Annotated in this window: 1 protein-coding gene; it reads left to right on the top strand. The window is 46.5% G+C overall.

The genetic code is table 11. From position 1 onward, the window contains the following. The first annotated feature begins 560 nt into the window (after positions 1-560). The gene (locus tag HPY27_RS00925) at positions 561-16,121 is read left to right on the top strand and encodes a hybrid non-ribosomal peptide synthetase/type I polyketide synthase (RefSeq protein ID WP_174224172.1); all 15,561 of its coding nucleotides are present in this window, start codon (positions 561-563) and stop codon (positions 16,119-16,121) included. Positions 16,122-16,132: the final 11 nt, after the last annotated feature.

The following is a 16,132-nucleotide window of genomic DNA, read 5'->3' as shown; positions in this document are numbered from 1 at the left end:
CGTGAATATTTGCAAATCAATGACCAATTTCCCCTGCTATACTCGCTGCAATGTGACCGTTACTCTAATCATCGCCCTTATTCCACTCCTAGAAAAGACAAAAGAACCAGCCATTTAAAAAAATGATTGATCGATACATCCATTCCTAGAAAAAGGTAAGAATCACCCATCTCACTATGACGATGGTTTCTTACTGGTTGACTCTTCAATAAAAATCAATAAATGGGATAAAAGTAAAGTGTGTATATCCGTTCGTTGCATTCCAAAGTACTGAAAGAAAAAGAATGGGCTGCCCTTTTTTCCGGGTAAGTGGCGATATCGTTCCGGGTAAAGGTTCCTAATATTCAGAATGGAATAGCTGTTTGCTTATATCTGGTTCGAGCCTAAGTGCAGCCCGGAATAGAAAGCGGGAGACAGGCGATTCGTACAACGAGTTACAGCTTGGGGAAATTCACTTCTCTTGTATGCACGTGGGGAGCAAGAGGGAGCATTTGGAGTGGTTATGCTCACCAGGCAAGTGTTAGAAACTATCAAACACGGGACAAGGGAGGAACAACGCTTTGCATATTGTTCAGACATTAGTAGAAGCGCTGGAATTGTGGAAGAACGAGGACCATAAAGGCGTTACCTTCATTTTGGGAGACCAGAATGAGGTGTTTGTTTCCTATAAAGAATTGTATGAAGAAGCCCTCGGTTATTTATTTGTCCTCCAAAAAAATGGAATCAAGCCTGGTGATGAGGTCGTTTTTCAAATTGAGGATAGTAATCTCCGAACGTTTGTCTGCCTTTTTTGGGGATGCTTACTCGGTGGAATGATTGCTGTTCCTATCTCTGTAGGGGATAACGAAGAGCATCGTCTTAAGCTGTTGAAGGTTTGGCGGACATTAATCAATCCGTATCTCATTACAACCGACAGTGTCTGGAAACGACTGGAGGATTTCTTTAGTAAACACAACTACCTGACGGAAATGGAATCGTTGAAGTCAAAGTCCTTCCTGCTTGATGAGACCGTGAAAACAGAAGAGAAGGGCACAATTTATTATCCTACTGCTGATCATGTGGCCTTTATTCAATTTTCATCGGGGTCTACAGGGGATCCAAAAGGGGTTACCCTGACGCATGAAAACCTTGTCCATAATGTGCTTGCGATTAATAACAGACTTGAAACGACTGAGTCTGACTCATTTCTAAGCTGGATGCCCTTAACTCATGACATGGGGATGATTGCGTTCCATTTATCCCCGTTGTACGCAGGAGTTCAGCATTATTTTATTCATACCTCACTGTTTATCAGGCGACCTACGCTATGGTTGAAGAAAGCAAGCGAGCACAAGGCGACAATTACTTCTTCTCCGAACTTTGGGTATAAATATGTGTTGTCTAGGTTTAAACCAGAAGTGGCAGAAGAGTGGGATTTGTCAACGCTCCGCGCGATTCTAAATGGTGCAGAACCCATCGCTTCAGAATTAATTTATCACTTTTTGGATCAGATGAGCCCTTATGGATTGAAGAAAACAAGCATGCTCCCATGCTATGGACTGGCTGAAGCCTCTGTGGGAGTATCGATACCTGATCAAAACTTGCATTTTACAACGATTTCTCTGGATCGTAGGTTTATCCAGATAGGAAAGCCAATCAAGATGACGGATCAAACAAATCCAGAAGCGCTCACCCTAGTAGAAGTCGGTTACCCCATTGATTTTTGCGAGGTAAGAATATGTGATGACGAGGATCGGGAGCTGCCAAGCGATACGGTTGGCCATATCCATATTAGAGGGAAGAATGTAACCGCTGGATACTACAACAACCCTGTTGCCACCGCAAATGTAATGACGGCTGATGGATGGCTCAGAACAGGGGATCTGGGTTTTATGCGAAACGAACGTCTTGTCATTACGGGGCGTGAAAAAGACATCATCTTCGTGAATGGTCAAAACGTTTATCCGCATGATATTGAGCGGATTGCTGAGGAAGTTGAAGGAGTCGAGCTTGGGAAGGTCGTTGCTTGCGGGGTATTTAACGAGGAGAGCAAAGAAGAAGACATTCTCGTGTTTATCCTTCATCGGAAAAGTGTAGAAGACTTCATTGCGCTTTCTAAGAAAGTGAAAATGCATTTGAACGAGCGAACAGGGTGGAGAATAAGCGAGGTCTTGCCGATTCAGCGCATCCCCAAAACCACGAGTGGAAAAGTCGAACGATATAGAGTGGCCAGGGAGTATCAGTCTGGAGCATTCCGCGATGTTACCGAGGAGATGCAACGCCGAATCACCGAAGAGGTAAAAGAGGAGAGAACCGATCAATCACCGCAGTTACGTGAAGAATTAGAAAAACAATTGCTTACGATTTGCCGCGAGGTGCTTCAATCAGACAAATTGGGACCAAACGACAGTTATTTTGACGTAGGCGTGTCCTCTATGCAGTTGACCCAGTTAGCAGGGCGGATAGAAGAAAAGATGGGGATCACATTGGCGGTTACCGATTTGTTTGCCTATCCGACGATCTCCAAGCTTTCTCGCAGTCTCTTCCACGACGATCAAGCGACTGATCGCATAAAAGAGACAGATACGAGCCAACAGAAACAAAAGGATATCGCGATTATTGGTATTTCTTGTAAGTTCCCGCAGGCTCAGGATGTGGATCAATTTTGGCAAAACATCCGGGGAGGAAAGGATTGTATTCATGAGCTTCATGGTCAGAGACGAAAGGACACAGAACAATATGTATCGCTGGTCAGAAGCGAGCAGGGCAATCCAATCCTTGTGGAGGGTGGTTATTTAGAGGAGATTGATAAGTTTGACTATTCATTCTTCTCGATCACCCCAAAAGAAGCAAAGCTAATGGACCCCAACCAAAGGCTGTTCCTTGAAAATGCTTGGAATACGCTAGAGGATGCAGGCTATGGCGGACACAAGCTTTCAGGGGAAAAAGTAGGGGTGTATGTCGGATTCTCCAAGTTGGGATACGATTACGAACGCCTTTTGTCAGTGGTAAGTCCCAAGGATTTGCCCTCTTATGCAGTAGGCAACCTTCCTTCCATTATTGCAAGCCGCATCTCGCACTTGCTTGATTTGCGTGGCCCTGCTGTCACAGTGGATACAGCCTGCTCTTCTTCCTTGGTTGCGGTTCATATGGCGTGCAAGGCTATCCAAAACGGAGATTGTGAGATGGCATTGGCAGGTGGAGTCAAAACTATCCTGCTGGCGCTGAAGGCTGGAATCGGAATGGAATCCTCTGACAACCGTTCAAGGGCGTTTGACGATCAATCTGATGGAACGGGTTGGGGAGAAGGCGTAGCTACTGTTCTGTTAAAACCTTTGGAAAAAGCCATCGAGGACGGGGATCACATCTATGCAGTGATTAAGGGAAGCGCTGTGAATCAAGACGGCGTTACAGTCGGGATTACCGCACCGAACTCACAGGCCCAGGCAGAATTGATCGTAGACGCTTGGGAGGATGCGCAAGTCGACCCTGAAACGATTAGCTATATAGAGGCGCATGGAACGGGTACAAAACTAGGGGACCCCGTTGAGCTGGATGGAATTCAGAGAGCATTCCGACAATATACACAGAAAAAACAGTTTTGTGGAATAGGCACTGTCAAAGCGAATATTGGACATTTATATGAAGCAGCGGGAATCGCTGGATTGATTAAGGCTGCTTTGCAGTTAAAGCACAAAGAACTGCCGGCCCTCGTCCATTTCCAGAAGCCGAATCGGAATTTCGCATTTGAAAAGTCGCCAGTCTATGTACAAAACAGACTGGAAAAATGGGAAACAGATGGACATCCGAGGAGATGCGGGGTTAGCTCGTTTGGGTTTAGCGGGACCAATAGCCACGTTATTTTGGAAGAGTATGTGCCAGTTAATGAAACGGAGATGACAGTCTCAGACGAGGTGCAAGTATTTACCTTGTCGACCAAATCCGAGTCAGCCCTTCAACGTCTGATTCAAAAGTACCGGGAGTTTCTTTCTTCCAGCGGACCGCTTTCTCTGTCTGATTTGTGCTATACAGCAAATACTGGGAGAGAAACGCTTCCCTATCGGATTGCACTCATTTTGCATAGTCGCAGCGATTTCGAACAAAAGCTCGACCGATTGGCGGTCCGGCTTGAAAATGATCGAGATGTTTTCGTCTACTCACCTGGTAAAAAGCGCGTTCCAGAAGAAACCGTTCATCTGTTGAGTCAATCCGCTCGGGATGTGCAAGAAAAGTACCACAAGGCGAGTACAGAGATGAAGTATTCGTATGCCACGACATTATGCGATTTGTATGTACAGGGAGCTACGGTTGACTGGGATGAGTTCTACAGAGATGGCAAAAAGAGAAGAAAAATGCCACTGCCGGTCTATCCTTTCGATCAGCATCGCTCTTGGATTACAGATGATGTAATCAGCATCATTCCAGAACAGACGAATACTATTAGCGGAAATAGAGGTGCTACTGTGTCAGAGATAGGAACTGCGCCAATCGCAAAAGTTCTGAAAGAGTTGGTTCATCATGCTTCTGGTTTTGCTGTAGATGAAATTGATCCATCCCTTCATTTTCTGGAGCTAGGCTTGGATTCTATTATGCTCGTACAAATCAATCGTGAAATTCAAGAAAAGTTTGGAGTGGTCATTCCGGCCCAAGAGTTGTTTGAAACCATTACCAGTGTGGACAAGCTAGCGGCCCACATCGCTCTGGAGCTATCCAGTAGCCCCGCTGTGGCTTCTGCCAAACAAATGGAATGGATGGCAATCGAGCAACCGAAAGCAAACGTAGTTGTGGAACAGAATGACGTTCACCATATTCAACAATCAGAGCCGATTGAACAAACCATGAAAATGCCAGTCTCGAGAAGCACAGGCGCGGTTGAAACCATTATCGAAAAGCAGATTTCGCTCTTGTCTGAACATCAAAACCAAATGGCTACGCTGTTACAAAAGCAATTGGAGCTGTTGAATCAAGAACAAAGCTTTGTACCAAAGCAACAAGTTGAATCTGTGCCTGTAGCTCCCGAGAGCAAGAAACCCGAAGGTAAACCACCCGTCAAGGTGAATGAAGAGGAACGCCAGAAGCCATTTATACCGTATCAGCCACTGATGATCGGTGAACGAGGCAATTTTACACCGACACAAAGAGAGTATTTGAACGCATTCATTCAAAGCTATACGGAAAAGACAAAGCACTCCAAGAAGTATACGCAAGAGCACCGATTTGTTCATGCCAACAATCGCAATGTGTCTGGATTCCGTTCGTATTGGAAGGAAATGGTCTATCCGATCATTACACAAGCATCAGCTGGTTCAAAAATGTGGGATCTGGATGGGAATGAATATATCGATCTGACGATGGGGTTTGGTGTAAACCTGCTCGGTCATAATCCCACATTTATCATGAAAAAGCTGGAGGAACAGATTCAATCTGATCTGCCTCCGCTGGGTCCTATGTCGGATGTAGCTGGAAGGGTAGCAGAATTAATCAGCGAGCTATCCGGAGTAGAGCGTGTCGCCTTTTACAATTCGGGGACAGAGGCAGTAATGGTGGCACTGCGCTTGGCTAGAGCTGTTACAGGCCGTTCGAAAATCGCATTATTTTCCGGCTCCTATCACGGTACATTTGACGGCGTTCTGACTGTTGCTGATCCTGAGTCCCAGGACGGGAAGGCCATACCGATGGCACCAGGTATTACCCAGCATACGGTGGATGACGTCCTGGTCTTAAACTACAACCATCCAAAATCAATCGAGCTGATCAAAAAACATGCACATGAACTGGCCGCAGTATTAGTCGAGCCTGTTCAAAGCCGCCGTCCAGATCTGCAGCCAGTGGAATTCTTGAAGGAAGTCAGAGAGATTACAAGCCAATCAGGCACTGCCCTTATTTTTGACGAAATCATTACAGGATTCCGCATACATCTTGGTGGAGCACAGGCGTGGTACGGAATAGAAGCAGACCTCGTTACGTATGGAAAAGTTCCGGGTGGTGGCATGCCGATCGGTGTTGTAGCCGGTAAAGCTGCGTTCATGGATGCAGTAGACGGGGGAATCTGGAATTTTGGGGATCATTCTTACCCGGTAAATGCCGAGAAAAAGACGTTTGTGGGCGGAACGTTTTGCACGCATCCACTGACGATGCACGCTGCGATCGCTACTCTGGAATATTTGAAGGAACAGGGGCCGAAGCTTCAGGAAGCATTGACTCAAAAGACCCTCTACTTGGTAGAAACACTTAACGCGTATTTTAAGAACGAACAGATTCCAATCCAGATGATTAATTGCGGTTCCTTGTTCCGCTTCGTATCGTTTACCGATATAGAATTGTTCTTCTATCATCTGATTAGCAAGGGCATTTATATATGGGAGGGCAGAAATTGCTTCCTTTCCACAGCCCATTCCGATGAGGATATCGAAAGACTGATCCATGCGGTGAAGGAAAGTATTGATGATCTGAGGCGAGGAGGTTTTTTGCCAGAGCCACCCCCAACTTCTCCGAATGGTGGACGGAAACAAAACCAAGTCGTCGAAATGACAAACGTTACGAGACGGGATGGACAAAAGCCAGAGGCAACGCTTGTGGAAAGTGTGGGGGAACAACTGAAGCTTCCTCTTAGCCCTGAACAGAAACAAATGTGGTTTGCAGTCAAATATCGCGTGGAAGCATCCGCCGCTTTTAACGAGACCATCTCCCTTCAGGTGGAGGGTGAGCTTGATATCCCTGTGTTTGAGCGGGCAGTCCAAACCATGGTGGATCGTCATGAAGCATTGCGGACCATCATTGATTCAAACGGGGAGTATCAGGTGGTACTGCCCAAGAGGGACATACGTGTTCGATTCGTGGATTTGAGCAATCTTTCATCCGAGGAACAGGAAGAAAAAAGGAATCAGCTATTGGATGAACAAACAGGCACGCCATTTGACCTGTCTTCTGAGGACCCCCTGTACCGGGTAAGTGTCATCAAGCTGGCTACCGCCAAATTCCTGACTTCCTACACCTTCCATCACATGATTGCGGATGGGTGGTCCATGGCTGTTTTTATAAAAGAGCTGGATGATATTTACTCGGCCCTTACACAGAAACGACCAATATCGCTCGAGCCGTCTACACCGTTTTCTACGTACCGAAATTGGCAAGAAGATCAGATGCAGAATCCAGCGTTTCAGGATGCGCTCACGTACTGGAACGAAAAATTTGCAGATCCAATCCCCAAGCTCGTTTTTCCTTTAGAGCAACGTGAAGTGGGAAAACCAACTTTTACAGGCGAGCGAATTACCTTCAAGATCGACAGTAACATCACAAGGAAGGCAAGAAAAAGAAGCATTCAAAACAAGAACAGTCTGTTTATTACCTTATTGGCTTCTTTTAACCTCTTCCTTCATCGCATTCTTGGGAATAGAAAAATGGTTGTTGCGATTCCTACTGCGGGTCAATCCCATATCGGCAAAATGTCCTTGATCGGAAACTGCGTCAATCTGTTGCCGGTTTGCACGGAGATTGACGGCAATGATACGGCAGCGGATTATTTGTCCCGGGTGAAACAGGCGGTTGCGGAGATGGAAAAGCATCAAGCTTACTCCTTTGCAGCATTAGCTGAGAATTTGCCGCATCAGAACTTGCCAGAGCTTTCTGTGTTGTTCAATATGGATCGACCGCTTCACAACCTGACTTTCGCTCAAATGAAGGCTACGCTGTTGCCCAATCGGATCATTTACAGCAAGTACGATCTTTTTGTCAACGTGACAGAAGTGGGCGGAGAGCTTGTGGTTGATGTGGATGCACGAAGCGGGGTAGTAACCACGGAGATTCTTCGCAAGTGGGGCGTCTACTTTGCCAATCTTTTGCATCGTATTACAGAAGACGATCAGGAAAAAATTCGTGCACTGTCACTTTTACAGCCCAATGAGATGGAAAGAATGATACGCGAATCCAGTGGCAACCTGGGCAAATATGCAGCGGAATGGACAGAACTTTTGCAGGATGTGCCAGATGATCGAGTAGGACGAGCTTCCCTCTATGTCCTGGATCAATATCAGCAATTGGCCCCTGTGGGTGCGGTTGGACAGGTTTATCTGGCTGATGGGGGATTCGAGCATGCTGACCCGTCTCATTGGCAGCGAACAATGAAAACGGCTGTTCCCCTAGGTAATGGAGAAATCCAAATCATCCATTTATCCGATCGTCTTGCAGGGCAAAGAAGTACGAGAGACAGAGAAGTAGAGCAGGCTGGTACGGCGACCGAAGAGACCATCAGGGTCATTTGGCAAGAAATCTTGGGAAGCTCCCCGATGTATCTGGATGATAATTTTTTTGAACAAGGCGGGAACTCCTTACAAGCGACTGTCATGCTCAGCAGAATCTACAAGGAATGCCATGTGCAAATTCCTTTGCATCAAATTTTTCAATCGCAGACGATACGTGATTTAGCCAAATATGTAGACTCGTCAAAGCATCAAGCTTTTACTCCCATTCGCTCATGCGAGTTGCAGCCATACTATAAGTCTTCTTCCGCACAAAAAAGAATGTACATCCTCCAAGGTCTGGATGGAGGAACCGCCTATAACCTATCCGGTTACTTACAATTGGATGGGGAGCTGGTACTTGATCGTTTGATTCACTCTTTGCAACAGGTTGTACAAAGGCACGAGTCTTTCCGAACCAACTTTGTCATCAGAGATAATGAAGTCGTGCAAATTTTACATGACGATTTGTCATTGGATATTGAGGTCGAGCAATTGTCCGAAGTGGATGTAAATGAGGCGATTCGCACCTTTATCCAGCCATTTGATCTCAGCAAAGCACCGCTTATTCGGGCGAAAATCTTCCAAGTGTCAGCCAAACGCTTTATTGTGGCTGTGGACATGCATCACATTATTTCGGACGGCTATTCGGTCTCTCTGTTTATCCGTGAGCTGCTCCATACGTATAGAGGAGAATCACTGCCTGAACTCGGCGTGACGTATAAAGATTTCGTGGCATGGGAGCAAGAGAGGGAGCATTCAGAACAGCTCTTGGCTCAAAAGGAGTACTGGCTTACGCAATTTAGCCAAGGAGAGCTCCCCGTACTGAAGCTTCCCATTGATTACCAAAGACCGCCGGTTCAATCCTTTGAAGGTGACCGCTTGACAATGGAGATCGATGAGGAAGTCAGGAAGCAGTTGCTCCAATTGGCTAGGGAAACGGACACGACCTTGTATATGGTACTGCTTGCTGCTTACAATGTACTTCTTTATCGATACACGGGGCAGGAGGAGCTGATTGTCGGTTCTGCTGTGGCGGGAAGACAACACCCTGATTTGGAACGAATGATGGGCATGTTTGTAAATACGTTGGCCATCCGAAACTATCCAACAGGAAGCAAGACCTTTACGGATTTCCTGAAAGAAGTGAAAAATCAAGCCATACGTGCCTTTGAAAACCAGGAGTACCCGTTTGAAAAACTGGTTGATGCTCTGCAACTAAACAAAGATTTGAGCCGCAATCCGCTATTTGATACCATGTTTGATTACCATTATGAATCCTTTGACGACGTGGCCTCAGACGATTTCAAAGTCACGACGTATGAATATCCAAAAGGTGTGTCCCTCTTTGATCTTAGTCTTGATGTCCATGACGATGGGACAACGCTCACTTGCCAATTTGATTACAGCACTCATCTGTTTAAACGCGATACGGTTGAGCGAATGGCCAATCACTTTGCCAAGATTCTTCATTCCATTTTGCAATCGAATGAGAGTTGTCTAGCTGATTTGGAGTACTTGTCCAGCGAAGACGTCAAGCAGGTTGTTGCCGACTTTAATCAAGCGAGAACGCAAATTTCCGCTCCTCTCTATCCAACGTTCTATGAATGGTTTGAGGCAGAAGCAATACGCCATGCAGAGCAAGTCGCTGTTTCTTACGGGGAAGAGCAGATCAGCTATCAGGAACTCAATGCGAAAGCAAACCGATTGGCACGGACTCTGCGTGATCAGGGTGTAAAACCAAACAGCTCCGTTGCGATTTTGGCAGAACGCTCGATTAACATGGTCGTCGCTGTTCTGGCAGTCATGAAGGCGGGTGGTGCCTATGTTCCGATTGATCCTCAATATCCGAAGGACCGCATTTCATTCATGCTGGAAGACAGTCAGGCAAAGGTCATGCTGGTCAATCAAAATGGACAGAGCGGAATAGACTTCAGCGGCGCCATAATCGATCTGGACGCAAAGGCCAGTTACAGAGAGGATTCGTCCAATCTCGACGCCATCTCCGGACCGAGCGATCTCGCTTATATCATTTATACATCCGGCACGACTGGCAAACCCAAAGGGGTTATGATCGAGCATCGCAATCTGGTCAGTGTAGCGAATACATGGCGCTATGCGTACGAACTTGAACAGATGAATGTGAATCTCTTACAGATGGCGAGTTTCTCTTTTGACGTGTTTGCGGGGGATTTGTGCAGGGCCCTGCTGAATGGTGGACATTTGGTGATTTGTCCCAGTGATGTAAGGATTGATCTTCCGGTTCTTTATCAGTGGTTGACCCGGTATGAAATTTCCTTGTTTGAATCGACACCTGCTCTTGTTCTTCCTTTTATGGAGTACATTTATCAAAATGGATTGCCGCTCACTCATCTGAAACTGCTGATTCTTGGTTCGGATACATGCCAAAGCGAAGCGTTTGTCCGCTTGGTCGAGCGTTTCGGGCAGATCAAAATCATCAATAGCTATGGAGTCACGGAGGCTGCTATTGATTCCAGCTACTTCGAAATGGCTGGCGATACCGAAATGACAACCGGAAATGTTCCGATCGGAAAACCGCTGCAAAACACAGAATTTTATGTGTTGGATTCCCAATGGCGGCCACAGCCGGTGGGCGTGTACGGAGAACTATATATCGGGGGAGCAGGTGTTGCGCGGGGGTATCTGAACCGAGAGGAATTAACCCGTGAGCGCTTCATCCAAAATCCTTTCCGTCCTGGTGAGACCATGTATAAAACCGGCGATATTGTGCGCTGGATGGCAGATGGAAATATGGAGTTTGTTGGTCGTTCGGACTACCAATTGAAGATTCGTGGATATCGTGTGGAGCTGGGCGAAGTCGAAAATCAGCTGCTACGGCACGAAAAGGTTCGTAATGCCATTGTGCTCCCGAAGACAAAGGGAGATGAATCCGTTGTATTGTGCGCATATTACACGACGGATGAGGGAGTAAGTGCGTCCGAAATCAAGGGCTTTTTAGCCGATTCCCTGCCTGAGTTCATGGTGCCAACCTTTATCATCCAATTGGAAGAGTTGCCTGTGACGCCAAACGGCAAAATCGATCGTAATGCTTTGCCTGAACCCGATCTTTCTAAGCTAATATCCGAGGAATACGTAGAGCCAGCGACAGAAAATGAAAGAAAACTTGCAGGAATATGGCAAGAGGTCTTGGGTATCGAACGAGTCGGCGCTTTGGATCGATTCTTTGAAATCGGTGGACATTCGCTGCATGCCGCCATTCTTGTTGCCAAAGTGAACAAGGAGTGGCAGGTAGAAATTCCGCTGCGAGCCGTTTTCCAAAATCCTACTGTCAGAAGTTTTGCCCACGTCATTTCTGAATCGACACTGACCGAAAAGCCTTTGATTCAGTTGGTTGGAAAACAAGAGAATTATGAGCTCTCTCCTTCGCAAAAAAGGATTTTCACGGTTCAATCACTCGATGAAACGAGTGTTGCCTATAACATGGCAGGCGCTCTGATTCTTTCCGGGCAGCTGGATTCTGCGGCATTGGAAAACGCATTCCAGTCCCTCATTCAAAGGCATGAGGCGTTCCGTACGTCCTTCGACTACGTAAATGGTGAGCCGAAACAATTTGTCCATGACTCTGTCCGTTTTGCCATCGATCATGCTCGCGCAGAGGACAGTCCTGAGAGTATAGAAAATCTCATTCGGACGTTCATTCAACCATTCGAACTGAGCCTGGCTCCATTATTGCGCGTCAAGCTGGTAAAACTGGTGGAGGACAAGCATTTGCTCCTGATTGACATGCACCACATCATAGCAGATGGAACATCGGTGAGCATTGTGATTGATGAGTTGAATCAACTGTATAACGGACAAAATCCAGAACCATTCACCGTTCAGTACAAGGATTATTCGGCTTGGTTGAAACAGCTCAAGGCGACGGGGCAGTCCCATAAGCAGGAGAAGTTCTGGGTAGATGAATTCAGCGGGGAGCTACCTGTCATGAATCTACCTACGGACTATCTGCGACCGCAGTTTCAAAGCTTTGAAGGGGGTACGGTCGAAAGCGAGATAGAGGCAGATGTATCTCGTAGCTTGCATGACTTGGCGAAGGAAGCGAATGTCACAGTCTTTTCGATACTATTGGCGGCGTACAACGTTTTGCTGTCCAAATATACTGGGCAAGAGGACATTGTCGTAGGGACTCCAGTGGCAGGACGTAACCACACCGATGTTCAAAATGTAGTGGGGATGTTTGTAAATACGCTTGCACTGCGAAATCATCCAGCAGGCAGCAAAACGTTCCGCGAGTTTGTCCAAGAGCTAAGTGAGAAGGCACTTCTGGCGTTTGAACATCAGGATTATCCATTGGAAGACCTAGTAGAGAAGCTTCAAGTTCGACGTGACCCAAGCAGGAATCCGTTGTTTGACACCATGTTCTCCTATGACAATGTGGCAGATACGGCATTTGACTGGAACAGGGTAGAGGTCAGCCTTTATCCATTCCAAACGAAAATATCCAAGCTAGACATCGTCATGAATGTCGAGACGAGAAATGAAAGCTTTTTTGTGGAGTGCGAATATAGCACCAGTTTATTTAAGCCTGAGACGATGGAGCGTTTTATCAGCCATTTTACCAACGTACTGCGGCAGGTAGCTGCTAACATGGATATTCTTGTGGGCGAGATTGACCTCATGTCTCCAGAAGAAGTGCAGTTTATGGAAAAGCTCAGTAATGATACGAAGCGAGATTATCCTGTGGTACAACCGATCCATGTTGCCATCGAGGAATCAGCCAGCCTTTATCCGAATCGCATTGCCGTTTCCTATCAAGGCTCGACAATCACGTACCAACAATTGAACGAGAAAGCCAATGCAGTCGCTTCTGATCTGTTGAACCGCGGTATAGGAAAAGGCAAGTATGTACCTGTGCTAATGGAAAGAAGTCTGGAATTGGTCGTATCGTTATTAGGTGTAATGAAGACGGGAGCAGCGTTTTCACCATTGGACATTCAGTGGCCTGTCGATCGACTCCAGTCTGTTATTGCCGAGCTGGGTAGCGAGTTCGTATTCGTAGAATCTGACCATTCCTTTACGGAGACGGATTTGGGAGCGAATTTGGTTGCGATTGATCTGGGGCACCTGACAACGGAAACCGAAAATCCTAATTTGTCCGTATCGCCGGAAGACCCCATCTATGTCATTTTTACTTCTGGTTCAACAGGCAAACCAAAAGGAGTCGTCGTACCGCATAGAGGGATCGTCAACCGCTTTCTCTGGATGGATGACTACTTTGGACAAGACGCAGCGCAATCTGTCCTTCAGACCACCAACCATGTATACGACAGTGCCATTTGGCAATTCTTCTGGCCGCTGACGAATGGCGGAAAAACGGTCTTGCCTACTACGGGGATGACAGTCTCGGCTGATTACATGGCTGGAATCATTGAAGACGAACAAATTACCTTAACTGATTTCGTCCCATCTGTCTTTAATGTGATCGTCAATCAGTTAGCAGAAAATCTCGAGCTGCAGGGCAAATTACAATCGCTCAAAAAGATCATTATCGGCGGCGAGGAAATCGTTCCGTCCGCAGTTTCCAAATTCCTGAAAATATTCCAGTATGTATCACCGACGAATTTGTATGGCCCGACAGAAGCAAGTATCGGATGCATTGCCTATCAAATTACGGGAGAGGAAGATCGCATTCCGATTGGAAAACCGATATTCAACACGAAAATCCTTCTTCTCGATGCGTACGGAAAGCGAGTGCCGATAGGTGTCCCTGGCGAAATCTACATCTCTGGCATGCCGCTTGGGCTAGGTTATTTGCATAATGAGCAGCAAACGAAGCAAAGTTTTGTCGATAATCCATACGCGGAACCGGGCTATGAAAAAATGTATAAGACAGGGGATTTGGCTGTCTACTTACCGGACGGGAACATCCACTTCCTGGGCAGAAGGGATTTCCAGATCAAAATCAGGGGATATCGAATCGAGCCAGGGGAAATTGAAAGCAAGCTGCTTTCGCTAGAACAGGTAAAAGAAGCAATCGTGATCGCCAGAGAAGAAGAAAATGGAAGCAAGTACTTATGCGCGTATATTGTGACAGAGCATGAGCTTGCCGCTGACGAGTGGAGAGACCTGCTCGCGAAAGATTTGCCCGATTACATGATCCCGTCTTTCTTCGTTCGACTAGACACTATGCCGATTACGGCTGTTGGAAAAGTGGATCGGAAAAAACTCCCCATTCCTGATCGCTCTCTCTTGGTGGAGGAACATATCGTCGAGCCGTCCGATGAACAGGAACAAATCATGGTCACCATCTGGAAGGATGTGCTGGGGCTTGCGCAAGTAAGTGTGACACACAACTTCTTTGAGCTTGGGGGAGACTCCATTAAAGCTCTTCAGATGATAGCGAGATTGAGGAGTCATGGGTATGAGCTTCGCTTGAAAGACTTGTTCCAAAACCCGCGCATTCGCAGTGCAGCAAGATATCTCCAGACGCTGACCAGACAGATTGAGCAAGGGCCTGTAAGGGGAGCAGTAACATTGACACCGATCCAGATGAACTTCTTTGAACAAAACCATCAGAACCCGCATCATTACAATCAATCTGTCATGTTGTTCAGTGAAGCTGGCTTTGATCCAGAGCTGGTTCAACAAGCATTTATGAAGCTGATTGAGCATCATGATGCTTTGCGAATGAAATTCCAAATGAAAGAGTCGGACATTGTACAGGAACATCGGGAACTAGACGAGTGCCAAGTCTCCATTATGATCAGAGAGTTCCCGGCTCAAAGCGTAGTGGAAATGGAGCAAGCAGCGCAACTCATACAGGAAGGGATCGATTTGACGGATACTGCGTTGGTAAATCTTGGCCTTTTCCGAACAGATGCAGGAGATCACCTGTTAATCGTGATTCATCATCTCGTAGTTGATGGTGTCTCATGGCGGATTCTTCTAGAAGATTTCCATACGGTGTATGACTCCTTGCTACAGAAAGAAGAGCCTACTTTGCCTATGAAAACCGATTCCTATCAAACATGGTCAGAAGAATTGCAAAAATATGCGCAAGGAAGCGAGATTCAACAGGAAATCGCATATTGGAAGCAGGTTGAGGGAATGCCATTCTCTCCTCTGGCAAAGGCGGAAACGATTGGGGCACCGCTTATGCGAGATACAACAGATGTCACCATCGAGCTTGATGAAGCCTACACAGAAAAGCTACTGAAGCAGAGCCACCAGGCTTATAACACGGAAGTAAATGATTTGTTGCTTACGGCGTTAGGTTTGGCGGTAAATGAGTGGGCGTCGATAGATCATGTGCTCGTCAATCTGGAGGGACATGGTAGAGAAGAGATCGTGAAGGACATCGATGTTTCACGCACCGTCGGATGGTTTACAGCCCAGTATCCATTCGTACTGGATATGAGTCGATCGGAATCCGTTGGCTACCAGATCAAAATGGTGAAAGACAGCCTGCGACGTGTGCCGAACAAAGGGGGTGGATACAGTATTTTGCAGTATCTGACTGCGAGACAAACCGAAGTTCCGTTAACGTTCCAGGTAAAGCCCGAGATCAGTTTTAACTATTTGGGACAGTTCGATACAGACTTGGAATCTGGCAGCATAACGACTTCCTCTCTTTCACCGGGCCGAGAAATCAGTCCGTCCGCCATTCGATCCTTTGCGCTTGATGTGAATGGAATGGTGGTGAATCGCAAGCTGACACTTACATTTACGTATCATCGTGAAGAGTTTGAAGAAGGAACCATTCAGCGCCTCGTGGATGCCTACCGAGAAAAGATCGTAGAAATCATTACGCACTGCTTATCGAAAGAGTCAGTAGAGCAAAGCCCAACAGATTTCACATACGATGAGCTGTCCATTGAGGAATTAGATCATCTTTCCCAATTGCTGGGTGAAAAAATTCAATGATAGATGGTGAT

This window comes from Brevibacillus sp. HB1.1, from assembly GCF_013332445.1.
Lineage (GTDB): Bacteria > Bacillota > Bacilli > Brevibacillales > Brevibacillaceae > Brevibacillus > Brevibacillus porteri.
This window is presented reverse-complemented; position numbering and strand designations above follow the sequence as displayed.